At 67.2% G+C, this 26,476-nt stretch carries 27 protein-coding genes, 1 tRNA gene and 1 pseudogene; 12 read left to right on the top strand and 17 right to left on the bottom strand.

The genetic code is table 11. The annotated features are described in order from the left end of the window. Positions 1-256 precede the first annotated feature (256 nt). From ABD210_RS00495 to ABD210_RS00485, 3 genes are all read right to left on the bottom strand, one after another. Complete coding sequence (locus ABD210_RS00495) at positions 257-1,405, bottom strand: hypothetical protein (protein ID WP_344107332.1); 1,149 nt, start codon at positions 1,403-1,405, stop codon at positions 257-259. Further along, positions 1,402-1,989, bottom strand: coding sequence for a hypothetical protein (locus ABD210_RS00490; protein WP_344107329.1), 588 nt, complete (start codon positions 1,987-1,989; stop codon positions 1,402-1,404). The genes ABD210_RS00495 and ABD210_RS00490 overlap by 4 nt, the downstream gene beginning before the upstream one ends. A gap of 193 nt (positions 1,990-2,182) precedes the next feature. Continuing rightward, complete coding sequence (locus ABD210_RS00485) at positions 2,183-2,737, bottom strand: hypothetical protein (RefSeq protein WP_344107327.1); 555 nt, start codon at positions 2,735-2,737, stop codon at positions 2,183-2,185. Positions 2,738-2,911: 174 nt separating this feature from the next. On the opposite strand from ABD210_RS00485, the gene ABD210_RS00480 reads away from it, so the two are divergent. The 3 genes from ABD210_RS00480 to ABD210_RS00470 all read left to right on the top strand — a co-directional run bounded on the left by ABD210_RS00480 (position 2,912) and on the right by ABD210_RS00470 (position 5,042). Beyond that, positions 2,912-2,984: transfer RNA gene (locus ABD210_RS00480), tRNA-Arg, on the top strand. A gap of 536 nt (positions 2,985-3,520) precedes the next feature. Continuing rightward, positions 3,521-4,354 (top strand): hypothetical protein, encoded by an 834-nt coding sequence (locus ABD210_RS00475; protein WP_344107325.1) that lies wholly within the window; start codon positions 3,521-3,523, stop codon positions 4,352-4,354. Between the two features lie 358 nt (positions 4,355-4,712). Continuing rightward, positions 4,713-5,042: a hypothetical protein gene (locus ABD210_RS00470; protein ID WP_344107323.1), complete on the top strand. Its 330-nt coding sequence runs from the start codon at positions 4,713-4,715 to the stop codon at positions 5,040-5,042. Between the two features lie 129 nt (positions 5,043-5,171). Here ABD210_RS00470 and ABD210_RS00465 read toward each other — a convergent pair whose 3' ends face one another. From ABD210_RS00465 to ABD210_RS00450, 4 genes are all read right to left on the bottom strand, one after another. Next, entirely contained in the window at positions 5,172-5,639 is a 468-nt protein-coding gene (locus ABD210_RS00465; RefSeq protein ID WP_344107321.1) for an NUDIX domain-containing protein, read from the bottom strand. Positions 5,640-6,064: 425 nt separating this feature from the next. Further along, positions 6,065-6,682: a P-loop nucleotide/nucleoside kinase family protein gene (locus ABD210_RS00460; RefSeq protein ID WP_344107319.1), complete on the bottom strand. Its 618-nt coding sequence runs from the start codon at positions 6,680-6,682 to the stop codon at positions 6,065-6,067. Positions 6,683-7,032: 350 nt separating this feature from the next. Beyond that, positions 7,033-8,151: a glycosyltransferase gene (locus ABD210_RS00455; protein WP_344107317.1), complete on the bottom strand. Its 1,119-nt coding sequence runs from the start codon at positions 8,149-8,151 to the stop codon at positions 7,033-7,035. A gap of 588 nt (positions 8,152-8,739) precedes the next feature. Continuing rightward, entirely contained in the window at positions 8,740-9,123 is a 384-nt protein-coding gene (locus ABD210_RS00450) for a hypothetical protein (protein WP_344107315.1), read from the bottom strand. A 190-nt stretch (positions 9,124-9,313) separates the two neighbouring features. Here ABD210_RS00450 and ABD210_RS00445 point away from each other — a divergent pair, with 190 nt between their 5' ends. Beyond that, positions 9,314-9,883, top strand: a complete 570-nt coding sequence (locus ABD210_RS00445) for a dihydrofolate reductase family protein (RefSeq protein ID WP_344107313.1) — start codon at positions 9,314-9,316, stop codon at positions 9,881-9,883. A gap of 29 nt (positions 9,884-9,912) precedes the next feature. Here the strand turns inward: ABD210_RS00445 and ABD210_RS00440 are convergent, their stop codons facing one another. Beyond that, on the bottom strand, positions 9,913-10,197 hold the full coding sequence (locus ABD210_RS00440) for a methylated-DNA--[protein]-cysteine S-methyltransferase (RefSeq protein WP_344107311.1): 285 nt from the start codon (positions 10,195-10,197) through the stop codon (positions 9,913-9,915). A gap of 15 nt (positions 10,198-10,212) precedes the next feature. Further along, positions 10,213-10,425, bottom strand: a pseudogene (locus tag ABD210_RS32360) (methylated-DNA--[protein]-cysteine S-methyltransferase); the annotation flags it as partial. A 65-nt stretch (positions 10,426-10,490) separates the two neighbouring features. Here ABD210_RS32360 and ABD210_RS00435 point away from each other — a divergent pair. The 3 genes from ABD210_RS00435 (at position 10,491) to ABD210_RS00425 (ending at position 12,696) form a co-directional block, all read left to right on the top strand. Continuing rightward, the gene (locus ABD210_RS00435; RefSeq protein WP_344107308.1) at positions 10,491-11,042 is read left to right on the top strand and encodes an MOSC domain-containing protein; all 552 of its coding nucleotides are present in this window, start codon (positions 10,491-10,493) and stop codon (positions 11,040-11,042) included. Positions 11,043-11,172: 130 nt separating this feature from the next. After that, a complete protein-coding gene (gene fgd, locus ABD210_RS00430; RefSeq protein WP_344107306.1) occupies positions 11,173-12,177 on the top strand; it encodes a glucose-6-phosphate dehydrogenase (coenzyme-F420) in 1,005 nt (334 codons plus the stop codon). A gap of 111 nt (positions 12,178-12,288) precedes the next feature. Beyond that, entirely contained in the window at positions 12,289-12,696 is a 408-nt protein-coding gene (locus ABD210_RS00425; protein ID WP_344107304.1) for a VOC family protein, read from the top strand. A gap of 33 nt (positions 12,697-12,729) precedes the next feature. Here ABD210_RS00425 and ABD210_RS00420 read toward each other — a convergent pair whose 3' ends face one another. Next, positions 12,730-13,269, bottom strand: a complete 540-nt coding sequence (locus tag ABD210_RS00420; protein WP_344107302.1) for a GNAT family N-acetyltransferase — start codon at positions 13,267-13,269, stop codon at positions 12,730-12,732. 261 nt (positions 13,270-13,530) lie between these two features. On the opposite strand from ABD210_RS00420, the gene ABD210_RS00415 reads away from it, so the two are divergent. After that, complete coding sequence (locus ABD210_RS00415) at positions 13,531-14,298, top strand: SDR family NAD(P)-dependent oxidoreductase (protein ID WP_344107300.1); 768 nt, start codon at positions 13,531-13,533, stop codon at positions 14,296-14,298. A gap of 170 nt (positions 14,299-14,468) precedes the next feature. Here ABD210_RS00415 and ABD210_RS00410 read toward each other — a convergent pair whose 3' ends face one another. The 5 genes from ABD210_RS00410 to ABD210_RS00390 form a co-directional block, all read right to left on the bottom strand. Continuing rightward, complete coding sequence (locus ABD210_RS00410; protein ID WP_344107298.1) at positions 14,469-15,074, bottom strand: FMN reductase; 606 nt, start codon at positions 15,072-15,074, stop codon at positions 14,469-14,471. Next, complete coding sequence (locus tag ABD210_RS00405; RefSeq protein WP_344107296.1) at positions 15,071-16,183, bottom strand: LLM class flavin-dependent oxidoreductase; 1,113 nt, start codon at positions 16,181-16,183, stop codon at positions 15,071-15,073. Before ABD210_RS00405 ends, ABD210_RS00410 begins: the two co-directional genes overlap by 4 nt. Positions 16,184-16,987: 804 nt before the next feature. Then, positions 16,988-17,332 carry a tetratricopeptide repeat protein gene (locus ABD210_RS00400; RefSeq protein ID WP_344107294.1) on the bottom strand — a complete coding sequence of 115 codons (345 nt, stop codon included), beginning with the start codon at positions 17,330-17,332 and terminating at the stop codon, positions 16,988-16,990. 140 nt (positions 17,333-17,472) lie between these two features. Beyond that, on the bottom strand, positions 17,473-18,348 hold the full coding sequence (locus ABD210_RS00395; protein ID WP_344107292.1) for an aldo/keto reductase: 876 nt from the start codon (positions 18,346-18,348) through the stop codon (positions 17,473-17,475). A gap of 75 nt (positions 18,349-18,423) precedes the next feature. Next, positions 18,424-19,638 (bottom strand): hypothetical protein, encoded by a 1,215-nt coding sequence (locus tag ABD210_RS00390; RefSeq protein ID WP_344107290.1) that lies wholly within the window; start codon positions 19,636-19,638, stop codon positions 18,424-18,426. A gap of 135 nt (positions 19,639-19,773) precedes the next feature. Here ABD210_RS00390 and ABD210_RS00385 point away from each other — a divergent pair, with 135 nt between their 5' ends. Then, on the top strand, positions 19,774-20,136 hold the full coding sequence (locus ABD210_RS00385; protein ID WP_344107288.1) for a response regulator: 363 nt from the start codon (positions 19,774-19,776) through the stop codon (positions 20,134-20,136). Positions 20,137-20,173: 37 nt separating this feature from the next. On the opposite strand, the gene ABD210_RS00380 is transcribed toward ABD210_RS00385, so the two are convergent. Continuing rightward, the gene (locus ABD210_RS00380; RefSeq protein ID WP_344107286.1) at positions 20,174-20,827 is read right to left on the bottom strand and encodes a response regulator; all 654 of its coding nucleotides are present in this window, start codon (positions 20,825-20,827) and stop codon (positions 20,174-20,176) included. Between the two features lie 133 nt (positions 20,828-20,960). On the opposite strand from ABD210_RS00380, the gene ABD210_RS00375 reads away from it, so the two are divergent. The 3 genes from ABD210_RS00375 to ABD210_RS00365 all read left to right on the top strand — a co-directional run bounded on the left by ABD210_RS00375 (position 20,961) and on the right by ABD210_RS00365 (position 24,789). Continuing rightward, positions 20,961-22,358, top strand: coding sequence for a CHASE3 domain-containing protein (locus tag ABD210_RS00375; protein ID WP_344107284.1), 1,398 nt, complete (start codon positions 20,961-20,963; stop codon positions 22,356-22,358). Between the two features lie 258 nt (positions 22,359-22,616). Beyond that, positions 22,617-23,249 (top strand): MIP/aquaporin family protein, encoded by a 633-nt coding sequence (locus tag ABD210_RS00370; protein ID WP_344107282.1) that lies wholly within the window; start codon positions 22,617-22,619, stop codon positions 23,247-23,249. Between the two features lie 76 nt (positions 23,250-23,325). After that, positions 23,326-24,789: a catalase gene (locus ABD210_RS00365; RefSeq protein ID WP_344107280.1), complete on the top strand. Its 1,464-nt coding sequence runs from the start codon at positions 23,326-23,328 to the stop codon at positions 24,787-24,789. A 206-nt stretch (positions 24,790-24,995) separates the two neighbouring features. On the opposite strand, the gene hemA is transcribed toward ABD210_RS00365, so the two are convergent. Further along, positions 24,996-26,258, bottom strand: coding sequence for a glutamyl-tRNA reductase (hemA, locus tag ABD210_RS00360; RefSeq protein WP_344107278.1), 1,263 nt, complete (start codon positions 26,256-26,258; stop codon positions 24,996-24,998). Positions 26,259-26,476: the final 218 nt, after the last annotated feature.

Here is a 26,476-nt window from a genome sequence, read left to right as displayed (position 1 = left end):
CATACCAGTGCATCCAGTGGACGTATACCAGTGTGCAAGTGGTACTAACCGTACGCGACTGGAAGGCGTGTTGAGAGCTGCTAACGAGTGAGGCCTGTCACAGATTTCCCGCGACAATCGCTTTCCCGACGAAAAAGACCGGCACGCGCAGTGATCGCGCGGCCGGTCTGCCGATTTCGGACGACTGAAGGTGTCTGGGGTGGTCTCTGGCGGGCCGCCCCTCGGCGCGGATGGTGCTGGGCGCCGGGGTGCTGAGTCAGGGGGTCTGGCGGCGGATGTCGTTGAGGACGCGCTGGGCCGCGGGCTCCTCGCCGGGTGGGCAGGTCACCGCGACGCCGGCCAGCCACCACCGCCCGCCACTGCTGAAGGCGCGCGTCATGGTCAGCAGGTACGGCGAACCGCCCCGCACGGTCAGCCGGGTCCGCCGGTCCATGGTGGTGGTCGGGGTCGGCGCCTTGAATGTTGTCGTCCACTGCTTGTCGAACGCGGCCCGGTCAGCCAGACAAGCAGCCAGATCACGACATGGATGAACCGCGATCCGTGCGTTCAGCGTGGGCTGGTTGGCATTGTCAAGCGTCACCACCTGCCGGTAGATGACCGATGCCGACTCGCCGACCTTTTTGACCGTCGGCGGCCGCGGCCAGCCGAACGCGAACGGCAGGTCGATGTCGTCGATCACCTGGACGTCAGCATTGCCCGCATAGGTCGCGCCGACCAGCGGTGCCGCCAGTTGGCGTGGCTTGTACGCAGCCGTGCTCGTCTTCAAGATGCCAGCCAGCAATGCCGGCGACGGAAGCGGCCCGGGGCTGACCGCCCGATCCGCCGGGCCCTGAGTCTTCGCGGGCTCGTCTTTCACCGCACTACCGAGCGCGGCCCCGACCGAATAGGTCACGCTGAACACGATCAGCACCCCGATCGCCACGACCGCATAAGTCCACCGCCCCAGCTTCTGCCGATACTCCCTAACCACCTCCACCTTGCTGCCCGCCGGAGCGGCGTACGAGGGGACTTCCGCCGCCGGCACGGGTGCAGCGCCGTACTGCGACAGTTGGCTCCGCACAGCGGCCAGTGACTTCTCGTCGTTCCCCAGCAGACCGTCCAGTGGATCGATCAGCCGCTCAGCGCCGGACTGCCCGGGCACGAGTTGGGTGATCGCATATGGCCGGTCGCTAGTGAGGTTCGCTGCCCACAGTGGTGTCTCCTGCTGGCCGGGCTCGAGTGCGGCAGTCCGGCTGGCCTCGTCGAGCCGATCGCGGACCTGCGGGTCAGCCGAGCCCACTTCGGTGAGCACTAGAGCGACGATCTCCATGCCGGTGAACGAGCGGCCGCGCCAGATCTCCGCCAGCGAGTGTTCCAGCAGGCGCTGATTGAACTGGTACCCGTGGATCTGCGGCGTGGTGTTCACTTCGACTCCCAGATCGCCCGGTCGGCCATCACCTGGGCGGCTTGTTCGGCGGCACCCCGTTCGATCGGATGAGCGTTGTAGTCCACCTGGACGACGACGTCGGCGTTCAACGCGAGCACGGTGACGTTCCAGCTCTGCCCGCCTGCGTTCTCCCGCGAGTCCATCTTGGTCGAGGGCCGGCCCGGCACGACCTCCAGCGCCTTGCGGTCGAACGCCTGACGAGCCACCGCGTCCGGCTTGAACGGGGATTGACCCGCGCCCGCGTCCTTCCCGGCGTACGGGGTGATCGTGATGATGAGCTCGGCGGAGGTGTGGGTGGGCTGCGTCGAGGCCTCGGCCTTCGCGCTGCACCGAACCGCGGAGGCGCCCGTCTGTACGAGCTTCGGCGCGGGCGTTCCCGTAGGGGCCTTGGGCAACAATTGGGAAACGTCGCCGAGCCGGCCGCACAGATCGGCCGGCAGTTTCCGGGCCGGCAGGATGTCCTTCGGGTCGACGGGCTTGCCGGCGGCGAAGCCGATCCCCAGTCCGGCGAGCGCGGCCACTCCGGCCGCGATCGCAGTTCCCCGTACCAATCGACTCGCCATGGCCGCGACCCTAGTCACGCAGAGGTCCTCCCTGCCCGCTCAGCCTTTCCATCCCCGGACACGGCGGCTTGGATGAGGTGAACGGTGACCCGGTTCCACCGACTTTCACGCCTGCCGGCAGGAGCTACGGCGGAAGTCGCGGCAGCACGTCAGCGTTCGCGACCAGCAGGTCAACCAAAGTCACGGCTGTAGGTCAGCCCATCAGGGCTTTGACGGAACCGCCGGAATCGGTGAGCTTGGCGCCGAGGCCGGAGAGGGCTTCGCCGACGCTGGAGAGGATCCCGGACAGGTCGTTGAGGTTGCCGGCCAGGCTCTCGAGTTCCGTGGCGACCCCACCGATCTGGCCGCTGCCGTCGCTCAGCCGCTTGGCGGCCGCGTCGCCGATGCCGGGGATCTTGTCGAGCTCACCCGCGAGGCCCGCCAGCATGCCTGCGGCCTCCTTCAGTCTGTCCTTGGCCGCCGTCATGGTGTCGGCACTCCCGCTCAGGGCGCGCCTGGCGCCGCCCTCACCGTCATCGCCGACCAGCGCGTTCGCCGCCTTCGCCGCCTGCTCGCCGGCCTCGGCCAGCCCGGACCCGATCGTCTTCATCAGCTCCGGCAACCGCCCGATGAACCCGAGCGCGTCGTCCGGCAGTCCACGGACCAGCTTCAGGACCTTCTCGAAGTCGTCCGAGTTCTCCATCACGAATCCGACGGCCTTCTTCACGTCGCCCAGATCCCGCCCGCCGAGCAAATCCTCGATACCCATGCCCGGATGCTATGGCTCCACCGACCCCGCCACCCCCGCTTAGCCCTCACCCAACCCCCGCGCGTCGCCCTTCTGCAGCCCCACCAGTCGCCTCCCCCGACGCCCTGTTCGTCGCCCCTGGCCCCGATTAGCACCTCCCGCCCTCCCGCGTGTATCGTTACTCGACGTTGTCCGGCGCTCGTAGCTCAACGGATAGAGCATCTGACTACGGATCAGAAGGTTGGGGGTTCGAATCCCTCCGAGCGCGCGCATCAAAGCCCATGTCAATCAGGTGGTTGACCTGGGCTTTTGTGTTGCCGCGGCGTTGGAAGACGTCGCCGTTGAGTTGAGTCTCGAGCTCGGTGCGGTGGCGCGGGACAACGCGAACGCCGACGCCGCCGTGGCACAGGTCGACAGCAAAGTCCCTGACCGCGAGCCCTCCGCCCGAGCCGAAGCTAAGGCAGCTCTACCGGGGCCGTTGTAGACCGACCGTCCTCCTCCTCGAGGCCGCCCGAGAAGACGTAGACGCCGACTGCCTACATTTCGTTCATCACTGCCATCGCCAGTGGTCCGCGCTTGCCGAGCCACTCCTCCGAGTGGTCACCCACCCACTGCTGGTTGAAGTAGAGGAGGTACTCGGGCATAACAGCTCCTTCGACTCGAAAGAACCTGGTGCCCGCCACTCCACGCTACGAACAGCACCCGACCATTCATTCCGACATCGAACCTTTGCATCTGACCGCAGTAGCCTCCACTGACCGCCTGGAGGTGCTACGTTCCGCCTGAGAATGGGGAGGAACGTTCATGCGACGTACACGACTTGGGGCGTTGTTGCTGGCCGGCGTTGCCGCGCTGCTCGGCGGGGTTGTCCAATCCGCGCCCGCCTCGGCAGCGACCACGTCGGTGCTGGTGATGAGCGCCGGCCAGAAGCGGGCAGTGGATTCCTGGGTGCCGAACGGCGACTACTCGTTCGTGGTCAAGCCGAACTCGTTCTCTGTGGACCAGCAGGGGACGTTGAACGGCCCGCGCCAGATCGTCACCAGCCGCTCCTGCTGGGAAGTGGACACTCCGCATCCGTCGACAACCTCGTCGTACGCGGGCTTGACCAATGCCGGAGACTTCCAGCTGGTCGTCCCCGGCGCCGGCGTGGTGTGGCACTCCAACACCGCCGGGCGGGGCGGCAAATACCTCATGCTCACCCGCACCGGCGACCTCGTCCTGTACACAGCCAACTGGAAGATCCTCTGGCAGTCCGCCTCCGGACAATGCTGGATGAGGTCCAACACCGTGCTGGCCAGCAACCACAGTATTCGCGTGGGGTACACCTTTGCCGGCACACGTCCTTGGCGCGTGCTGGCCATGCAGACCAACGGCAACCTAGTACTGCGCCACGGGTCGAAGGTTGTGTGGCAGACCCGGACGAACGTGCCCGGCTCGCGTGCAGCGCTCACCACGCTCGGCGAACTTCTCGTCCAGGCTCCGAACGGGAAGGTGCTCTGGCGCAGCAACCGGCGCTCCAGCCCCAACTGCGCCTGCGCGCTGGATCTGGGCTACCCTTCGCTGCCTGAACTCGCCATCACTAACGTCAGCACCGGCCCCCCGATCACTGTCTGGCAGGTCCCTGTCCCACCTGCATGACCCGGCCGTACTGATCCGGCAGCGACGGCCAGCGCTCGGTGGCCCAGCTGGACCAGGTCGCGTGCTCAACTGGGACCGGCGGGATCGCGTCGCCTCGTAGCTCGGCGTCGTCCGGCTCCTAGAAAAGGGCGCGCCACTGCTCGAGTTCACTATCGGTCATCTGGCAGGTCTACTCAGGGGGTTTTGCCGTTTCCGGGGCTGTTCTTGCTAACGCTTCTGCTAACACGGCACCAGCGCTGACGGGTCTGGCCCGTCGTCTGCGTCGTCCTGGTCCTCGTCGACGTGGTCAGCAGCAGCGGCGAACACATCAACGGCAGCATGGAGTGCTGGAGGGATCTTTGGCTCTTGAAGGGTGTCCATGTCGAACGTGCCGGTTGCTCGCCCGAAGATTGTTTGTCTGTGCGGTTCCCTGCGCTTCAGCAGGGAGTTTGCGACAGAGCGCACGCGCTTGATGCTCGATCTGGCGATTGTCCTGGCTCCGGGGGCCACCGAGGCGCCTGTGCTGGACCCTTTGCTCGTGCGGGCCTTGGGTGAGCTGCACCTCCGCAGGATCGACCTCGCAGATGAGGTACGAATCGTGAACCCCGGTGGCTACATCGGGGAGGCCACCCGCCGCGAGATCGCGTACGCCAACGCATTGGGCAAGCCCGTCACGTACTTTCACGAACTGGCGATGGGAGACAGCTAGTCTTTTCTGAGAGCCAACGACATTGCCTCCGGCGGGGGCCTCACGACTCCGGGATGACGGGACCGATTTGGCCGGCTTTCTCCGAGTGGGCTGAACAGCAGACGGGGTGACACAGGGGGTAGGGAACTGCTAGGCGCTGGTGCCCAGTAGCTCGGTCAGTGGTGATCTGACGTCGGCAGGGTAGAGACCCAGCTCGTCGAACTCGTCAGCCCCAACCCACATCAGTTCGGAGATGTTCTCGGGGCTCTGGGCGTCTGCTTCGTCGCCGGACAAGACTGGTGTGCCGATGACCTCTGTCACCAGGAAATAGGACGCGGGCCTGCCGTTGTGCTTGCCGGTCCACAGCAGCCGGTCGATTCGGCCGGTGAGTGTGGTCTCCTCGTTCAACTCCCGCAAGGCGGCGGTCTCGGCGGTCTCGCCTTCCTCGACGTGTCCGCCGGGCAGTACCGCGTAGTGGTGGCCAGGGCAGTCTGGACGGTTCCAGTTACGGGCCTCGCACATCACACAGGCGCTGGCTGACTCTTGCCGCAGGTAGCGCTTGATCACGAGTGCACGATGACCTTCGATGACTACGGCTGCTGCTCTTGGAATCGGCATGCGGAGGAGAATGCCAGGGTGCTCCGACAGTGTCCGGCCGGGTCACTCGTGGCGAGAGGCTCACCGATCGCCCCTGCTAACAACCTTGCTAACAGCGCCTACGGATCGGGCCGGACAGCCGTGGACATTTTGCAAGGTCTGTCAATGTGCTCAGGCGTGCTGTGGTCAGGGGTGGACACCTCGACCTCGACTACGGATCAGTAGCTTGGGGGTTCGAATCCCTCCGAGCGCGCCAGCAAACCCCAGGTCAGCCAGGTGGATGACCCAAGGGTTTTCGCGTTGCAGGATGCTGGTACCAGGTTCGCTCCCGGGCTTCCTGACCCGCATTTCCGACTGACGATGGTCTTCTCTCCTCGGATATGGCGGTGGTCCGGGAGCACCCGTACGAATCTGCCGATGTACGCACGGTGAAGCATCGTATGGGGTCATGGTTCGTGTGAGTAGCGGGAATTAGCGGCGGTTGTTGCGTACTGATCAGGCAAGGACGGCCAGCGCTGCGAGGCCCACTCGGACCATGTCGCGTGCTCCGGTGGGACGGGTGGAATCTGAGAACCTCGCAGCTCTTCGTCGTCCGGCGCTTGAAACTGAGCCCGCCACTGCTCGAGTTCAACGTCGCTCATGTGGAACGTTCGATCGGGCGTAGTTGCGAACCGATTGGTGACACGCCTGCGTTGCTCCTCGTGGTCAATCGGCAGGTAGACGACTTGGCTACGCGCGCCGACGGCGCCAGCGATCCAGCGGAGCGCTGATCGTTCGTCCTTTCCCCAGAAACCGAAGTCGAAGACGACATTGGTGCCCAGCTCCGCGGCCCGCATGCCGAGCTGAACCAACTTGCCTTCAACGAGGTCACGCTTGTCTGGTGGGTTTTGATCGCCAAACAGCAGGATCTGCCACTCGTCTGGCGTTAGCCGAAGGGCCGACGCGCTGATCTCCAGTTCCTTCGCGTGAGTAGTTTTCCCTGCGCCGGGAAGGCCAACGATCAGGTAAACGATTGCAGGTCCGACTCGCGGATCGGTCGGCTCGGGGTGCTTGTGTGCGTACATATGGCGGCTCCTGAGGGATGGCAGGGGCCAGGCAACGCGAAACGGCCGCCCGGCAGGAAGCCGGCGGCGCGGAACCGAGGAACTTACCTACAGACTGTCCCAGCGCCGTCAGCGAAACGGCAGGGACGAGTCACGGACGCACCAGCACACATGCCCACAACTCTACCGATGATTTCGGGTCGCCCGCGTCGCGGAGGTGGCGGCCCGGCTGGCCGAGGCCGAAGGTGCTGCTTACCTGCGTCGGCCAACGCAGCTGGCCGGGGTCCGGACCGCCGTACGCGCCGAGACGGTCAGCGAGGTGGCTGTCGAGTTCGCCCGCAGATCATCTCCGCCTTGGAGGCCCGCCTTTCCTAGACCTTCTTCTCGGCTGCTTCGATCAGCAGGTTTGCGGCCACCTTTGCGCCGTCGGTGCGGATGGTGGCCGCTACGGCCTTTGCTTGGGCTTGGGTCTCTGTTGTCAGGACGGTTTTGAGTGCGGCCGACAGGGAGTCGAAGGTCGGGGTCGAGCCGTCATGGGCCGCGCCGATGCCCAACTCGGCTACCCGGGCGGCCCACTCTGGCTGATCCACGATCTGGGGGACCACCACTTGGGCCGCGCCGGCGCGGGCCGCTGTCGTGGTGGTGCCTGCGCCGCCGTGGTGGACGACTGCGGCCACCCGGGAGAACAGTGCCTGCTGGTTGACGTCGCCGACGATGAAGAAGTCGTCCCCCTCGTCGGTCAGCGTCAACTCGGCCCAGCCGCGGGCGAGCAGCATGCGCCGGCCCTGCGCGCGGCACACGTCAATGGCTATCCGGGCTACGTCCTTCGGGGCGTGCGCGGCCATGCTGCCGAAGCCCACGTACACCGGCGGTGCGCCGGCATTCAGGAACGCCTCAAGCTCCTGCGATAGCGGGCGATCGTCGGGAAGGATCCACGCTCCGGTCTGCACCAGGTCGAGGTCCGTCTTGTCCTGCCCCGGCCACAGCAGCGGGTCCGCCGCCAGCCACGGCCGGTCGGTGAGAACGTATTCGCGGACGTTGTCCACTGGCGGCAGGCCGATCGCTGCCCGATGCCTGTTGACCGCGTCACGGTACAGCGCGTTCACCCGCTGAGTGTCCTGCTCCCATCGCGCTCGAATGTCGGTCGCGTCCGGTTCGGAGTCCCTGTGCGGCCGCCCCGCCGGTGGGATGTGCTGCGACGGCAGCCCGGCCGTATGAAAGCAGGCGAGCACATAAGGGATGCCCAGCTTGTCGGCGACGTCCCGCGCGCCGGCCGGCATCAGGCCGGTTGCCAGGACGGCATCACTTCCCTCGGCCACCGCACCGAGGGTCTCGAACCGGGCGGCGACCAGTTCGGGAGCGAGCCGGAACGCATCTTCGGCCGTGGGCGGTTTCGGGTTGGCAACCACCGAATGCACTGTCGGGCCTAGCGGCACCATCGGTACGCCGGCCCGCTCCAACAGCACCGCGAAGTCCTCGTCCGGCGGCACACACACTTGCACCTCCGCACCCAGTTCCTGCAACTGAACCGCTAGCCCCGCCACGGGTTCGACGTCCCCGCGCGACCCCCAACTCGTCAACACAAAACGCATAACGCGATTTCCCCATTTCCGCAGGTTTCTGCCTTCGGCCGACCAGTTTGCGGCATCACCCGGGGCTTGCCGCAAGCCCACCAGTGCCGTATAACCTGTAAATGCAGGGAGAGCGATCTCCTTGCATTTTCTATTTGTGGGCAACGGGTCAGGCCAGGGGCAAGGTCGTTCGTCCAGCGGGGCGCTCCACGTTGGCCCTCTGGCGTCTCCTGACCGCGCTACGCGTGGGCTGAACGGCGGACGGGAAGTCAGCTATGCGCGGGCGGCGCAGATGCCGAGATAATTTCTGGCGCCCGAAAGCGATCAGCAGCCTCTTGAACTCTGCTTCTCCTGTCGCGCCAGCATGTCGAGTCTGCAGCGACGGGTTCCTCTTGGCCGCCTATCAGCTTGTCACCGCCGGAGCTACGAGTGTGCGTGATGAGTCCTACGGTGAGCACCTCGGTCATATGGTGATGCTCGACCCGAAGGCAACGAATTCTGGGTCGCCTAGGTGGGGATCCAGGCGGGCCACCACGGGGGAACGTTGCCGGGGCAGATGCCGTGGGAGGCGGCGGGGGTGCCCTGCCATGAGAATAGGGCGAGGTCGGCGATCGCGATGGCGATGACGGCCGCGAGGAACGGTGAAAAGAACTTCCCGCTGCTCTTACCGCTGCGGGAGAGGCGGAACACCATGGTGAACAGGACGATGTTCACCACCGCGGCCACGGGCACGCCGACGAAGAGCAGCGTGGGGCCGTTGCCAACACCGCCCACGTCGACGCCACACGCCTTCCAGGCCCGCGCCGTCAGCACGATCAGCCCGAAGCCGGCCCCGCCACCGACCACCAGCGACATGAACGACTCGGCCCGACTCCCCTTCGCTATCGCCATGGACGTCACGTTAGGCGCAATCCGGTCCAGGACGACAATCCCACGGCCTGTCCAACTGTCGGTGGAGGCCGGCCCGCGCCGCTGGCGGTGACCGACGGCTCAAAAGAAGTCTCGTCGCAGCGATGAATCGGGCGGGCGGCGTCGGTATGTACCTGTGACAGGAGCGGGTACAGACCAGAAGGGGTTCGCCATGGGGCGTGTTGTCGTCATCGAGTTCGTCACGATGGATGGGGTGGTAGAGGACCCGGACGGGTCGGGCGGGGCGTCGTTCGGGGGATGGGCGTTCAAGGATGGGCCGGAGACGGTCGCGGGGGACAAGTTCCGGTTGGGCGCCGCGATGGACGAGGGCGTGATGCTGCTGGGAAGGAAGACCTGGGAGTTGTTCGCGCGGATCTGGCCGGGGCGAGCGGACGACTTCGCAGTACGGATGAATGCCATGCCCAAACTGGTTGCCTCGAGCACTTTGAAGGATGTCTCGGGGTGGTCGAACTCGGCGCTGGCCGAAGGCGATCCGATCGATGCCGTGCGCAACGAAGACCGCGATGTGATCGTCACCGGCAGCCTGAGTATCGTGCGCGCTCTTCAGGAGCAGGACCTGGTCGACGAGTATCGGCTGCTCGTGTTCCCGTCGGTCGTCGGCGAAGGTGCACGCCTCTTCCCTTCCGGCGTTGCGCCGATCCACCTCACCTGTACGTCGGCGGAGCAGGCGGGCGCCGCCGTACTCACCCGCTATCAGCGAGTCGCCGCGAACGCGAGCTGAGTACGACGACGCCGCAGCCGGAAGGCTGATCAGAAGAGCCGGCCGGCCTTGACGGTGGCCGGTTCTTCCAGATCGAGGAGGAACTGCTTGCGCTTGAGGCCGCCGGCGTACCCGGTCAGCTTGCCGTCCTTCCCGACGACGCGGTGGCACGGGACGACGATCGACAGCGGGTTCTGCCCGACCGCCTTGCCGACCTGTTGCGCGAGGGTCTGGTCACCCAGCCGCTCCGCGAGCTCGCCGTACGTCGTGGTCTCGCCGAAGGGGATCTCGTCGAGCAGCGCCCACACCTGCTGCTGGAAATCATCACCCCGCAATACCAGCGGAAGGTCGAACGAGACCCGCTCGCCGGTCAGGTACTCCTCGAGCTGCCGCGCGGACTCCCGGAGTACAGGATCGGCCGCGAGGTCGACCTCGACGCCCAGTACAGCCGGTGACGGCTTCAGCCAGTGGTGCGGGAAGTAGACCCCGGTCAGGGCGTCGTCCGAGGCGACCAGGGTGAGCTCGCCGAGCCGGGTTGCGGCGGACGCGTGACGGTTCTTGATGGTGCACTCCTTCGTCTCGCCCGTAGAACGCGACGACCACCATCCGTGTGAGTAGCCTTCAATCCGTGCGCAGTCAGCCAGTTCCGGTCGAGATCGTGGCTCTGCTCGTCTCGCCGGCGCATGCCTACGAAGGTCGGCCCCAGGACGGACCGCGGCCCGATCCGGCGCAGACGAACAGCACCGCCATCAGCGTGCTTGCCGGCCTGGGCATCGTGGGCGACCGGTACTTCAACCGGCCGGTCCACCGCAAAGCCTCCGTGACCGTGTTCGACGCTCAGGCGCTGGACGAACTCGCCGAGAACCTCGGTCTGTCGGAGCCGCTCGATCCTCTGCTGACCCGGCGCAACATCACGATCCGCGGGTTCCCCATCGACGAGGTGGCCGCGCGCCGCGCTCCGGATGGTACGCGGATCGGCGGCGCGGTCTTCAGCCTGGACAGCGGCGCCGGCGCCATCCGGTTCCAGGCGCACCGACCGGCCAACCCGTGCGCCTGGATGGACGTCGCACTCGCCCCGGGTGCTTTCCGAGGTCTGCGAGGACGCGGCGGGGTTCGCTGCGAACCACTCGACAGCGGCGAACTCCGCCTCGGCCCCGCGTTGCTCACGGTCTTCCGCTGATCAGAAGGGGCGGCGCCAGGTCTGGACCGCCGTCCGAAATCGGGGTCCGTGGAATGGAACATCGGAGGACCTGATCAGGTTGGCTGAGAGAGTGGATGAAGACGGGCAGGAAAACCAGTTGGGAGCACAGGTGAGTATTCGAGTCGGTTACAAGGCCTCCGCGGAGCAGTTCGGGCCGCGGGATCTCGTGGAGTACGCGGTCCGGGCCGAGGAGCTCGGGCTCGACAGCGTGATGGTTTCGGACCACTTCCTGCCCTGGCGGCACGAAGGCGGACACGCGCCGTTCGCGCTCGCTTGGATGGCGGCGGTCGGCGAGCGGACGAACAGGGTGCTGATCGGTACGTCGGTGCTGACGCCGACCTTCCGGTACAACCCCGCTGTCATCGCGCAGGCGTTCGCCACGCTGGGCGTGCTCTACCCGGAGCGGATCATGCTGGGCGTCGGCACCGGTGAGGCGCTGAACGAGATCGCCGTCTCGGGCCGCGAGTGGCCCGAGTTCAAGGAGCGGTTCGCGCGGCTGCGCGAGGCGGTCGACCTGATCAGGGATCTGTGGACCAAGGAGGGCGTCACGTCGGACGGGCCGTTCTACCCGACCGTGGACGCCTTCATCTACGACCGCCCGGAGAAGCCGGTGAAGATCTACGTGGCCGCCGGCGGACCGGTGGTCGCGCGGTACGCCGGGCGCGTGGCGGACGGGTTCATCGCGACCTCCGGCAAGGGCATGGACCTCTACACGGAGAAGCTGATCCCGGCGGTCAAGGAGGGCGCCGAGAAGGCCGGGCGCGACTTCGACGAGATCGACCGGATGCTCGAGGTCAAGGTGTCCTACGACCGGGACCCGGAACTCGCGCTGGAGAACACCCGGTTCTGGGCGCCGCTGTCGCTCACGCCGGAGCAGAAGCACAGTGTGGACAGCGCGACGGAGATGGAGCGCCTGGCCGACGAACTCCCGATCGAGCAGGTCGCCCAACGCTGGATCGTCGCGTCAGACCCCGAGGAGGTCGTCGCGCAGCTGCAGCCGTACCTGGACGCCGGGTTCAACCACCTTGTGATGCACGGCCCGGGCCACGACCAGGAGCGGTTCCTCACGCAGTTCACCGCTGACGTCCTGCCGTTGCTTCGCAAGCAGGGCTAATTCGGTTGTGGTCGCGCGCCGTACTACGGGTCGTCGCGGCCGGGTTGGCCGTTCGCGAGTTGGGCGAGGAGTTCGCCAAGGCTGGGGAGTTCGCGCGAATAGTCTGAAGCAATGACTCACAACGCTCGTACTCCGCACCCGTACGCGCGCGGTGAACTGGTCGTCGTCATCGACGTGTCCGACCTCGAACGCGCGGGGGAGTTCTGGTCCCAGGTGCTGGGGTATGTACGCGAAGGGGACGCCTCCAGCCGCTACCTCAGCCTGGTTCCAGCTGACGGCAACGGCTGCGAAGTCCTGCTGCAGAAAGTGCTCGACGACAAACATGGTAAGAACCGCCTGCACCTGGACCTGCGGACACCTGACCTGCAAGCCGAGGTCAGCCGAATACTCGACCTCGGCGCAACTGTGCTGACAGCCCACCCGATCGTCGAATTCGGCTGGACCTGGCACGTGCTGGCCGACCCGGACGACAACGAGTTCTGCGTGCTACAGCCTCCGCCGCCGACGCGGCAGCCGTAGTACCGGCCGTTTCAGCAGGCGCCGACGCTGAACTCACAGGCTGATTGTGACCGGGCGTTGAGGGGTTCGGAGAGGGTCGGTGAGGAGGCGGGCGTGGCGTTCGACGTCGTAGCGGGTGCCGTCGTAGCTGAGCCGCTGGCGTTCGATGCCCTCGAGGAGGAAGCCGGCGCCGGCCGCGACGCTGCAGGAGGCCGGGTTGTTGGTTCGATGCCCGAGCTCGAGCCGGTGGAGCCCTGCGTCGTGGTGGGCCCAGTCGACGAGTGCGCGCAGGGCGTCTCGGGCGACTCCGCGGCCGCGGACGTCCGCGATGGTCCAGTACCACGTCCACCCGACCTGGTGCCGGTCGATGTTGGTGACCGCCACGCAGCCGATCGGATGGTCCTCCGCGTCGGCCACGGCGTACACATGTCCGTTGTCCAGGTCCGCGACCCGGCCGATCCAGTCAACCGCGGTCGCCGTGTCCCTGATGCCGCCCTGATTTGCCATGTCGGGGTCCTCGTGAGCCGCCGTCAGGCGCAACGCATCAGCCACGCGCCAGCGGCGCAGATCCAGCTTCGCCAGGTCGTACTCCATCAGTCGAGGCTACCGCCGAGCCGCCTGTCCCAAACTCCCCACGGGGAGTCCGAGCTGGTCGAGCGTCCGGGCCGCCAGGCGCCTCGGCGCTGACCTCACCCGGGAAGGCGCGATCGGCCTCGACCAGCACCGCCGGTACTGCGAGCCGCCCCCGCAGCGCGCGCCCGAGCCTGCTCTTCCCCGCCGAGGAGGCTCCGGATAGCAAGATGACGAGGGTTGGACTGACATCGGCTCAGGCCAGGGTCCGGGAGAGGATGGGGTATGAGTTTTCTTGACTTCACGGATCAGGTTGTTCTCGTCACCGGTGCGAGCAGCGGGATCGGCGCCGCCGCGGCGGTCGGTTTCGCGGAGGCGGGGGCGACGGTCGCGCTGCACTACCACCACAACGAGGAGGGCGCCGAGCACACGAAGAACGCGGTGCTCAGCGCGGGCGGGCGTTCCTCGGTCCACCAGGCCGATCTGGCGAGGCCGGAGTCGGCCGGTGCGCTCGTGGACGCGGTGCTCGAGCGGTACGGCCGGATCGACGTACTGGTGAACAACGCCGGCGACCTGGTCAAACGCGAGGCCGTGGTGGACGTGTCGGACGAAGAGTTCCACCGGATCATCGACGTCAACCTCACCTCGGTGTTCGCGATGAGCCGGCGGGTCGTGCCGGTGTTCCGCGCTCAGGGCGGCGGCGCGATCATCAACGTGACCTCGATCGCCGGCCGGCACGGCGGGGGCGGCGGCTCGGTCGTCTACGCGACCAGCAAGGGCGCCGTCAGCACCTTCACCCGCGGCCTGGCCAAGGAGCTCGCGCCGGAGGGGATCCGCGTGAACGCGATCTCCCCGGGCGTCATCAAGACGCCCTTCCACGACCGGCACACGGGCGACGAGCAGATGCAGGGCATGCTCGCCACCATCCCGATGGGCCGCGCCGGCACCCCACACGAATGCGTCGGCACCATCCTCTACCTGGCCTCGCCCGCGATGACCAGCTACGTGACCGGCCAGATCGTCGAGGTCAACGGCGGCCAACTAATGCCGTAACCACTGACCAGCTGACACTCAGTAGTTGGGCAGTCCGTCAGGGCAGCGCGATCGGCGACCAACGGTGGGCCGGACACCACATCGCAACCTTGGGACAGGACGTCGTGGTTCCAGCCGACAAAACCGCCATGGACCCGAGTAAGCGGCATCCATGGCGGGAGTCCGGTCGATCAGCTGTTGAGCAGGTCCTCGAAGGGAGTCGGGCTCTCGTAGGGGTCTACCGGTGCCGGGCGGGGTTCGCCGGCGATCAGGTCGACCAGTTCGGCGGCGGCTCGGTCTACCCGGGCGCGCAGGCCGACCGCGTGCGGGCCCCAGTCGGACGACGCGGCGTAGACGCCGGTGGGGACCACAACCGCTTGCAGATAAGCGAAAAGCGGCCGCAACGCATAGTCGAGCACGAGCGAGTGCCGCTCGGTTCCGCCGGTCGCGCCGATCAGTACCGGTTTGCCGACCAGGGCCTTGTCGTCGAGCACGTCGAAGAACGTCTTGAAGAGCCCGCTGTACGACGCGCTGAAGGTCGGCGTCACCGCGATCAGAGCGTCAGCCCGTACGACGGTCTCCAACATCTCGCGGAGGGATTCCGACGGGAAGCCGGTCAGCAGGTTGTTCGTCAGATCGTGCGCGTAGTCGCGAAGCTCGACCACCACGACCTTGCGTGGGATGCCCTGGACGTCCAGGGCATCCCGGACCGCAGCGGCGAGCTGGTCGGCGAGCAGGCGGGTGGACGAGGGCGTGGTGAGCCCGGCCGTCACAACCGCGATCGTGCGTTCGTTCATCGGGTGGTCTCCTCAAGACTCTCCAGCGACTGCGCCCGCTCGGCGGCCGCCTTCAGCGAAGTGTGCGTCGGCGCCGCCGGCACATGAGCCGGGCGCAACGCGTCGAATTCCTTGCGTAGTACGGGGACGACCTCGGAGCCGAGGATGTCCAGCTGCTCCAGCACGGTCTTCAGCGGCAGCCCGGCGTGGTCCATCAGGAACAGCTGGCGCTGGTAGTCGCCGAACTTCTCCCGGAAGCCGAGCGTCCGCTCGATCACCTGCTGCGGACTGCCCACGGTCAGCGGGGTCTCGCGGCTGAAGTCCTCCAGCGAGGGCCCGTGTCCGTAGACCGGCGCGTTGTCGAAGTACGGCCGGAACTCGTTCACGGCGTCCTGCGAGTTCTTCCGCATGAAGACCTGACCGCCGAGCCCGACGATCGCCTGGTCCGCGGCGCCGTGGCCGTAGTGCTCGAACCGCCGGCGGTAGAGCTCGATCATCTGCCGGGTGTGTTCGGCCGGCCAGAAGATGTTGTTGTGGAAGAACCCGTCACCGTAGTACGCGGCCTGCTCGGCGATCTCGGGGCTGCGGATCGAGCCGTGCCACACGAACGGCGGTACGCCGTCCAGCGGCCGCGGGGTGGAGGTGAATCCCTGCAGCGGGGTGCGGAAGTTGCCCTCCCAGTCGACCACGTCCTCGCGCCACAACCGGCGCAGCAGCGCGTAGTTCTCGACCGCCAGCTGGATGCCGTTGCGGATATCCTGGCCGAACCACGGGTACACCGGACCGGTGTTGCCGCGACCCATCATCAGGTCGACCCGGCCGTCGGCCAGGTGCTGCAGCATCGCGTAGTCCTCGGCGATCTTCACCGGGTCGTTGGTGGTGATCAACGTGGTCGAGGTGGACAGGATCAGCTTCGAGGTGCGCGCGGCGATATAGCCGAGCATCGTTGTCGGTGACGACGCCACGAACGGCGGGTTATGGTGCTCGCCGGTCGCGAACACGTCCAGCCCGACCTCCTCGGCCTTCAGTGCGATCGTCACCATCGCCTTGATCCGCTCGCCCTCGCTCACGGTCTTGCCGGTGGTCGGGTCCTGTGTCACGTCGCTGACGCTGAACACACCGAACTGCATCTGCTCTCCCAAGTAGTTAATTATTGAACTATCCACTCTAACGCCTCGTGCTGGCAGGTCATTCCAAAGCCAGGCGGCAAGTCATTGGCCAGCGTGCCCAGCGACAGCTGTCGGCAACTCCCGCCCAAGGATCTCTCCGAGCACCTCCTCGAGCAGTGGGCCGAGGCCGGCGGCGCCGATGCCTGATCGCGGGCGACCTCGTAGTACCGGAGAGCGACAACCCCGCCGATGCCGTCGTACTGCGGCATGTGGCCGGGGAAGTCGCCGGGATGCGGGAGTACGGGTGTCCGACGAAGGTGCCACAGTTGACGACCGGTTCGAGTGGCCGATACACGCGAGGTTCCGGTGGCCCGTGCGGATCGAGGCCGTGCTCGGGGATCGTCTGGTGGGGTTGGCGCAGGCGCTTCGTTTCGACCCGCGGCCGAGATCCGCGAGGGCCGACGTTTCATAACGGCGGTGTCCTGACGATCCGCAACGAACTACGGCCGATGACGATCCACAACCGGCACCCAGGGGCGAACGGCCTTTGTTTCCAGGCGGTTCACGAGGGCTGGTCGTCCAGCGGTCCCGCCGCTTGGGCTAGAAGTCTTACAGCCGGACTTTGTGATGTTGCGGGGACAGGCCCGGACTGCCAGCGGTCACGAAGTGGCGACCTTGAACACCAAACAGGGACCGCGGACACGAAATAACATGTTCAAGGCCCCGACTACCTGTCCCAGGGCCCCACGCTTGGTCAGGGCCGCACCCCACCCAGCCCTCCGCGGCTCCTGCCGAAAGGCATCATCACGAACTACGGCTTTCGGGCTAGGCGCCGTGCGGCACCAGGAGGCTGTCGTCGCCCGTCAGGGCAGCTGCTATCCGGCGGTGCTTCGTGGCTTCGTCGCGGCGGGAAAGGCGTTCGAGGGTTCGCGCCATCATCAGGTGAGCGTAGGACTCGGTCGGCTCGCGGTCCAGGATCTCCTGCAGGTGCTGCTCGGCCGGCTTGAGCAGCGCCGCGTGGAAATAGGCGCGGGCCAGCAGCAAACGGGTGCCCACGTCGTCCGGGGTCTCCTCCACGACCGGGAGCAGCGCCCGGACCGCGCCGCGGTAGTCCCGTTCCTCGAAGTACTGCTGGCCGAGGCCGTAGCTCAACGCGCGCATGTCTTCCATCGGGGGACCTCCCGTCTCGGCGAACTCACAACGCCAGCCTCAACGCCTCGTAGTACAGGCGTATTCCAACCGCTTGCGTCCGAAGAAGTGAGGGTTCTGCCCCGCACTTCTTCGGACGCAAGGAGTTAGCAGGCGACGCGTCAGGCGGCGTCCAGGGCGGCGACCTGGTCCGCGGTCAGCTGCAGGTCGATCGCGGCGTAGGAGTCGCGGATCGTCTCGGGGCGGCTGGAGCCGGGGATCGGGATGACGTACGGCGACTTCGCCAGCATCCAGGCCAGGGTGACCTGCTGCGGGCTGACGCCGAGCTCGGTGGCGATCTGCTGGAACGCGGCGTGCTTGTCGCCGAGCTCCGACGCGTTCGAGATGCCGCCCAGCGGCGACCACGGGAGGAAGGCGATGCCGAGCTCGTCGCACAGCTCGAGCTCTGGCTCACTGGACCGGAACGCCGGCGAGAACTGGTTCTGCACGGAGACCAGGCGGCCGCCGAGGATGTCGTTCGACAGCCGGATCTGGTCCGGGTTCGCGTTCGAGATGCCGGCCATCCGGATCTTGCCCGCGTCCAGCAGGTCGCGGATCGCGCCGACCGACTCCTCGTACGGCGTGGCCGGGTCCGGGCGGTGGAACTGGTAGAGCCCGATCGCGTCCACTCCGAGGCGCTTGAGCGAGTCCTCAGCCGCCTGCTTCAGGTGCGCGGGGGAGCCGTTCACGGTCCAGGCGCCGCCGCCCGGGCGCAGGTGGCCGCCCTTGGTCGCGACGAGGACGCCGGACGTGTCGCCGCCGTACGAGGCGAGGGCCTTCGCGATCAGCGACTCGTTGTGACCGATGTCGGTCGAGTCCAGGTGATACGCGTCGGCCGTGTCGATCAGGGTGATGCCGGCGTCGAGCGCGGCGTGGATGGTCGCGATCGAGCGGGCCTCGTCGGGCCGGCCCTCGATCGACATCGGCATGGCGCCGAGTCCGATCGCGCTGACCTCGACGTCGCCGATCCGGCGGGTCTTGTTCGTTTCTGATGCCATGCTTCCAGCCTTCCGTGAGACCACTCAGTATTCCAATAGGAAAAACAACTGACAGCCAGCGCTGCAGGTGCTCAATCAGCGGACGGGTGTGATGACCGCTTCGATATGGGGGAACCCGAGGGCCGATGCGTCGCCCGTCAGGAAGTCGTGTTCGTTGACCTGCACGACCGCTGCCTCACTGGGGTCGTAGAACAGCAGGTCGGTGCCGACCTGACCGACCATCAGCACGTAGTGACGGGGAAGCCAGTCGCCGATCAGCACCGGTACGGGCCGGCCGTTGCCCGCTGCCGTGATCGCCTCACGAAGTGCCGGGTTCTCACCAGCGCTGGTGCCGACAACCGGCCGCCACCCGTACTGCGTGCCTGTGGCAACGGTGTAGCGGTTCAACTCATTGGTGAGTCCCCAGGGTGAGGTCCCGAGGCTCTGCGGCCAGATCTCGTTGCTCGCACTGTGGATGCGTTGTTCCTCGGCGGCAAGTCGGGCCTGGAACTTCGCCGGTGCCGCCTCGGCCGGGGATGTGCTGTCGCCGGTGGTGAGGTAAAGGGCGTAGAGCGGATCGGCCATTGCCCGCGCCATCAGGATCGAGGCGGACCCGCAGGTGGTGTTGTCGACCTGGTCCACCGGTGATCCGTGGTAGCTCAGGTCACCGGGCGACGAGAGATCGATCAGACTGAGGTGGGTGCGGAGCCACCTGGGTTTCTTGCCGTGGATCGTCTGGGCGAACCGGACGACCTCGTCGACGCTGTGCCCGGCCGCGAACGCCTTCAGGGTGTAGTCCCGCGCCTCGGGAGTGGCAGCGGCCGCCAGTGCCGCGTCCATCCGGGCCCGGTCCGCGGAAGGCAGGCCGGCCAGTCTCGTTGCCGCACGGTCGGACTGCCCGCTGGTCAGGATCGAGCCGACGCCGGCTGTACTGGTGCCGGCGGGCGTCGCTGCCGTCGCCCCTGGCGCCGGGCTGCTCAGATCGGCCGATGCCTGAGCTCCGACCTGGCCGGCCGCGTCGATGAGAATCTGGGTCGCCGACACGCCGCCTGTGAAGAGCCACTGGCAAGCTTCGATCACCTTGGCCGGAAGCAGGTCGAGCAGGTCGATCGATGCGGCGCTCGAGGCGACCGTGGAGATCATCGGGATCTCCAGACTGGTCTGCGCATGCTGACCGGGGCCGCACCCTGTGAAAAGGAGGGCCAGCAGCCCGACGCTCATCGCCCGCAGGGCGCCCTTTTTGGGCGCCGGCGTCCGCTGACGTCCGCGGGGCACCGGCTTGCCCACCTTGCTCCTGCTGGCTGGCGTCATGCCTCAACGGTGTCGCTCCGGCGGCCCCGCGGCCTCCCGGCCTGCGGCCATCCTCAGTACCGGCTGGCTGCAATATTCCTGGGTGCCCTGCTAGCAGGAATGTTTGGTGGCCCGCGGATCCGCCATTCTTGAGACATGACGCTGCGTTGTCTGATTGTCGACGACAGCCCTCGGTTCCTGGCCGCCGCACGTGGCCTGCTGGAGCGCGAGGGCATCTCCGTCGTTGGCGTCGCCTCGACCGGCGCCGAGGCCGTGCGGCGGGCGGCGGAACTCCGGCCGGATGTCACCTTGGTGGACATCGACCTGGGCGGGCAGAGCGGCTTCGAGGTAGTCCGCCAGTTGCTAGGCAACGCGGAGGCGGGCCCGGCGATCTTGATCTCGACTCACTCCGAGGAGGACTACGCCGACCTGATCGCGGCGAGTCCGGCGCTCGGCTTCCTGCCCAAGACCACCTTGTCCGCCGGCGCCATCACGAGGCTGCTCGGGCTCCCTGCGTGATCGGTGCCCCAGCCGGCGGTCGCCTGGCCGCCGCCGGTCAGCGGGAATCGAGGAACGTGACCACCGCGAGAACGCGCCGGTGATCGTCGTCGGTCTCCGGCAGGCTCAGCTTGGCGAGGACGTGGCGGACATGCTTTTCGACCGTCCCCTCGGTGACCCACAGCCGACGGGCGATCCCGGCGTTGGAGCGCCCTTCCGCCATCAGTTCCAGCACCTCGCGCTCCCGCGGGCTCAGTTCCCCGAGCGGGTCGTTGCGCCGGCGTGCCGTCACCAGCTCCTGCACCAGGGCAGGGTCCATCACCGAGCCACCCTTCACGATGCGCTCGAGTGTCTCGATGAACTCCTCCACGTCGGTCACCCGGTTCTTCAGCAGGTAACCGATCCGCTGACCGGTGGCCAGCAGATCCATCGCGTGCTCGACCTCGGCATGGGCCGACAGGACCAGGATGCCGATCTCGGGGAACTCCTCGCGGATCTCCCGGGCCGCCACCAATCCCTCGGTGGTGTGCGTCGGCGGCATCCTGATGTCGGTCACGACCAGATCCGGCGTCAGCTCGCGGACCATTGGCAGGATCCACGCTCCGTCCCCGGTCTGGGCGACGATCTCGAACCCCGAGCGCTCGAGCAGACCGGCCATTCCCTCGCGCAGCAGGATGTCGTCCTCGGCAAGCAAAACCCGCAATCTGGCCATGGCCGGGCCGCTACCGTTCCGCCGGGCCGGGCTGTGTCTGCTGCATCGTCATAGCATTCATTATCCGCTACCGTCACAGCTGTGAGCTCGCCAGCCGTCGAGACCCTGCGGCCCCGACAGACCGGAGGCTGAGGTGAGAGGCGGGCTGACCGGGCGCACGATCGTCGCGAGCGGCCTGCTTGCGCTCCTGGTCGGAGCCGCGTTCGCGGTCCTGCTGATCTCCATCATCGACCTGCGCGACGCCGGGTTGCGCGCGGCGCGTTCCGAAGAGGTGCTCGTGCTCGCCAACGGCCTGGAGCGGCAGATCGTCGATGTCGAGACGGGCGAGCGCGGATTCGTGATCAGCGGACAGGAGAGCTTCCTCGAGCCCTGGAGCGCGGCCCAAGCTGCCTTCCCCGGACAGGCCGCGATGCTGCAACAACTCGTGTCCGACAACCCCGAGCAGGTGGCGCGGGCGCAGCGGATCGCTCGGGATGGCATGTCCTACATCCGCGACTACTCGATCCCGCTGGTCGATGAAGCCCGGCGAGACCCCGCCTCGGTCCGGACAGCGTCGGCGATCGAAGAGGGCAAGCAGCGCCTCGATGCGATCCGGATCGAGTTCACCGCATTCGTCGCGACCGAACAAGGCCTTGCGGATTCGCGGCGGAGTCGCGCCGACGCGGACGCCAATCGTGCGATCATCGCGGCAGCCGGCGGCCTGGCCGGATCGCTGCTGCTCATCATCGTGTTCGCGGGCTATCTGAGCCGGGCGATCGTCCAACCCGTTCGCCGCGCGGCTGCCTACGCCCGCCGACTCGCCGGCGGTGACCTCGGCGCTCGGCTGCCCGACCACGGTGCGGCCGAGATCGGCGTGCTCCAGCGCAGCTTCAACTACATGGCCGGATCCCTGCAGAACAGTCGTGAGGAGCTCGCCGCCTCGCGAGCACGGATCGTGGCCGCCGCCGACCATGCGAGGCGGCGGATCGAACGTGATCTGCACGACGGCCTTCAGCAGCGGCTGGTGTCGTTGGTGCTCGACCTGCGCGCGGCCGAGGCGAGCGTGCCACCGGAATCGACCGAGCTCAAGGAGCGTCTGGCCGAGGTCGCCCGCCAGTTGACCGGCGCGACCGATGAACTCCGGGAACTGTCCCGCGGCATCCACCCGGCAATCCTGTCCGAGGGTGGTCTTTCCCCTGCCCTCAAGGCGCTCGCTCGCCGCTCGGGGGTGCCTGTCGAGCTCGACGTGGACGTTCCGACGCGACTGCCCGAACAGGCGGAGGTGGCGGCCTACTACGTCGTCTCCGAGGCGCTGACCAATGCCGCCAAGCACGCTCACGCGTCGGTTGTCGAGGTCAAGGTGTCGGTCGGTGACGGCAGCCTGCGCCTGACGGTCACCGACGACGGTGTCGGCGGTGCGATTCCCAAGCCTGGTTCGGGAATCGTCGGTCTCACCGACCGGATCCAGGCGCTGGGCGGGACGATCTCGATCAGCAGCCCACTCGGTGAAGGCACAGAACTTCAGGTCGAGCTTCCTCTCGACGGCAGCTAGCGAACCGGGCATTCCCTCAGGCCGACCGTGTCGATCGCGGTCGGCCTGCGCCCTGTGCTGTCGCGTGCCGTGACCGGATACCTGCTGGCAGGTACTGGAGTTGGGTGCTGGCGGCGAGGCTATCGGCCCTTCTGAAAGTGATGGTGGAAGAGCAGGCACGAGGCCCGAGAAAGTCGCAGAAGTGAAGGGAATTGAGCGATGGCCGTCATCACCAACGAACAATCAACACAAGTAAATCAGGTAGCTCCGCGAGATCCGGTGGCGCGTAAGTACGCCGTCGAATTCATCGGGGCGTTCTTCCTGGTTTTCACCGTCGGTACCGCGGTGGCCAGCGGCAGTGCGCTCGCCCCCTTGGCAATCGGCACATCCCTCATGGTCATGATCTACGCCGGTGGACACGTCTCCGGTGGCCACTTCAACCCGGCCGTGACGATGGCGGCGCTGGTGCGCGGCCGGATCGCGACCCGTGACGCCGTCGGGTACTGGATCGCCCAGGTCGGTGCCGGTGTGGTCGCGGCGGTCATCGTCCGCGCGATCGTCAACACCGGCAGGGTCGCGACCCTCCACCTGGCCGGCCACGGCCTGGCGGCCGCATTCATCGCGGAGCTGCTGTTCACCTTCGCGCTGTGCTGGGTCGTCCTGAACGTTGCCACTAGCAAGGACCACCCGAACAACTCGTTCTACGGTCTGGCGATCGGCTTCACCGTCGTGGCGGGCGCCTTCGCCGTCGGCGGGATCTCCGGTGGCGTGTTCAACCCGGCTGTCGCCATCGGCGGAGCCGTCATGGGCTACTTCGCCTGGTCGACGATCTGGATCTACCTGGTCGTCGAACTCGCGGCCGGCGCCGCGGCCGGGATCGTCTTCCGCGCCATCAACCCCGCCGACAAGTGATCCGGACGGGCAGACGTCCCGCCAGCCGGCTGCCCGTCAACCCTTGTTCCATCCGCAATAGAGGAGACATGTACAGATGACCGACACACAGCCCAAGCCGACCACGACAGACACCGGTATCCCGGTGGAGAGCGACACTCTGTCCCTCACCGTCGGCCGGCAGGGACCGATCCTGCTGCACGACCACTACCTGATCGAGCAGATGGCGCAGTTCAACCGCGAGCGGGTGCCTGAGCGGCAGCCGCATGCCAAGGGCGGCGGCGCCTTCGGCAGGTTCGAGGTGACGAACGACGTGAGCGCGTTCACCAAGGCCGCGGTGTTCCAGCCGGGCACCAGGACGGACACACTGATCCGGTTCTCCACCGTGGCCGGCGAGCGGGGCACACCCGACACCTGGCGGGACCCGCGCGGCTTCGCGCTGAAGTTCTACACGACCGAGGGCAACTACGACATGGTCGGCAACGACACCCCGGTCTTCTTCATCAAGGACCCGATGAAGTTCCAGCACTTCATCCGCTCGCAGAAGCGTCGCGCCGACACCAACCTGCGCGACAACGACATGCAGTGGGACTTCTGGACGCTCACGCCGGAGTCCGCCCACCAGGTCACCTGGCTGATGGGCGACCGCGGTATCCCGCGCACCTGGCGGCACATGAACGGCTACTCCAGCCACACCTACATGTGGGTCAACGCGCAGGGTGAGAAGTTCTGGGTGAAGTACCACTTCATCAGCGAGCAGGGCATCGAGTTCTTCACCCAGGCCGACGCCGACGCGATGGCCGGGAAGGATCCCGACTACCACACCCGCGACCTGTACGACGCGATCAAGCAGGGTGACTACCCGAGCTGGACGCTGAAGATGCAGATCATGCCGTACGACGACGCCGCGACGTACAGGTTCAACCCGTTCGACATGACGAAGGTGTGGCCGCACGGGGACTACCCGCTCGTCGAGGTCGGCCGGCTGACCCTGGACCAGAACCCGACCGACTACCACAGCGAGATCGAGCAGGCGGCATTCGAGCCCAGCAATCTCGTGCCGGGGATCGGCCCGAGCCCGGACAAGATGCTGCTGGGCCGGATGTTCTCGTACCCGGACGCACACCGCGCCCGCATCGGTGCGAACTACAACCAGCTGCCGGTGAACGCGCCGCAGGCGCCGGTGCACAGCTACAGCAAGGACGGTCCGATGCGGTTCGTCAAGGCGTCCGACCCGGTGTACGCGCCGAACTCCAAGGGCGGTCCGCTGGCCGACGTCGAGCGGTACGGCGAGCCGGCCGGCTGGCACGCCGACGGGGACATGGTGCGCTCCGCGTACGAGGTCCACGCCGAGGACGACGACTGGGGTCAGGCCCGCACGCTCTTCCGTCAGGTGATGGACGACGCGTCGCGTGAGCGCCTGGTCAACAACATCGTGGGCCACCTGCTCAACGGTGTGAGCGAGCCGGTCCTGCAGCGCGCTTTCGAGTACTGGCACAACGTCGACCAGGACCTGGGCGAGGCTGTGGAGAAGGGTGTCCGAGCCGGCCACCACGCCTGATCGGCCCTTCTGAGAGCTGAGGACCCGGCCCACCGGTGGGCCGGGTCCTCCCGCGTTCGGATCCCTGCCGGCGCCGGCAGGGATCCGAACGCATCGGCATCCCCGCCAACGACGGCGGGCGCGCACGTGCGAGGACCCGGCCGCGGTGGCCGGGTCCTCGTGGGGTTTCAGATCGGTTCAGGTGCTCGGCCGTGCTGGCCAGGTCTTCACGCGTTCAGGTCGAAGAGCTGCCGGAGTGCTTCGAGGTACGCCGGGCCGTCCGGGCCTGCGGCGAACTCCTTGGCGCGCACTGTTGGCCGGTGCAGAACCTTGCGGATGATGCGGTTGACCGTCGCCGCCGTCTCGGCCCGCTCTTGCTCGCTGAGATTCGGGAGCCGGTCGTTCAGCCGGGTCAGTTCGGCCTCGGTGAGCTGCTTGATCTGTGAATGCAGAGCTGCGATGACAGGCGTCGCGCTCGCTGCGTGCTGCCGGTCGACGTAAGAGGCGACCTCCGCGGCGACGATCTCGCGGACCCGCGGAATGTCGTCCGGGACATCCCGCTCGGCCAGGTAGCTACCGAGCGCGGGGATGTCGACGAGGTTGACGCCGGCGAGTCGCCCGACGGCCGTTTCGACGTCACGCGGCATCCCCAGGTCGAGCACGAACAGCGGTCGGTCGCCGGCCTGCGCCCGGGCTGCTCGCACCTGCTCGGCGAGCACGACCGGTACTACGGCCCCCGTCGCGGTGACCAGGATGTCCGCGTCCGCGAGTATCGCGGTCAGGTCGGCGGTCTGGAGTGGCATGCCGTCTACTGTCGCGGCCAGCTTGGCAGCTGCCGCCTCGCTGCGGCTCGCGACGCCCAGGCGTTCAACGCCGGCCTCGTGAAGCAGCCGCGCGGCGAGTTTGCCGACCGTGCCGGTCCCGACTACGACTGCGGTGCGGCCCGCCAACCCGCCCAGATACTGGTTGGCCAGGTCGAGACCTGCCCTCGCCAGCGAGATGCCCGCGGTGCTGATTGTGGTCTCCGTGCGCGCCAGTTTGCTGACCCGCAAGGCGGCGTCCATCAAAGCGGTGACGGTGTGACCGGTAGTGCCGGCCTCGGCTGCCGCACGCGCGGCGGTTCTGAGTTGGGCGACGATCTGCTCCTCGCCGACGGCCATCGATTCCAGTCCGCAGGCGACCGAGAACAGGTGCTCGGCGGCAGCGGTATCGACCTGGACCTGGGCCGTGCGCAGGATCTCGCCGACCGGGAGGTCTCCCTGGTCGGCCACCAGTTCGGCGACGGTCCGGGTCAGCTCCTCGACCGGTCCTTTCGCGTCGAGGTACACCTCCAGCCGGTTACAGGTGGACAGGACGACGACTTCGTCGATGCCCGGCTCCGCGTGCAACCGCGCCAACATCTCGCTGCGCTGTGCGGCTGACACCACCAGCTTCTCGAGTACGTCGGGCGGAGTGATCCGGTGCGACAGGCCGACGGTCACAATCGTCATCGTCGTGACCGCTCAGCCCGGGTTTCTACGGCTCGAACAGGTCCGGTCACCATCTTCACCTCCGCTGAGCGCGACTGGTCCGTGTCCAGAATCGCGGTCCGGCAAGCCCACGTCTTCACCGCCAGCGGCCGTTGCCGCCCCCCGCCGACGGGAACCGTTCGCTGCCGGGTAGCGGGAAGAGCCGGGCAGGTTCCAGCCAGCAGGCATGGCGGATGGCC

Origin of the sequence: Kribbella alba, from assembly GCF_039529635.1 — a bacterium.
In the GTDB taxonomy this organism is placed as follows: domain Bacteria; phylum Actinomycetota; class Actinomycetes; order Propionibacteriales; family Kribbellaceae; genus Kribbella; species Kribbella alba.
This window is presented reverse-complemented; position numbering and strand designations above follow the sequence as displayed.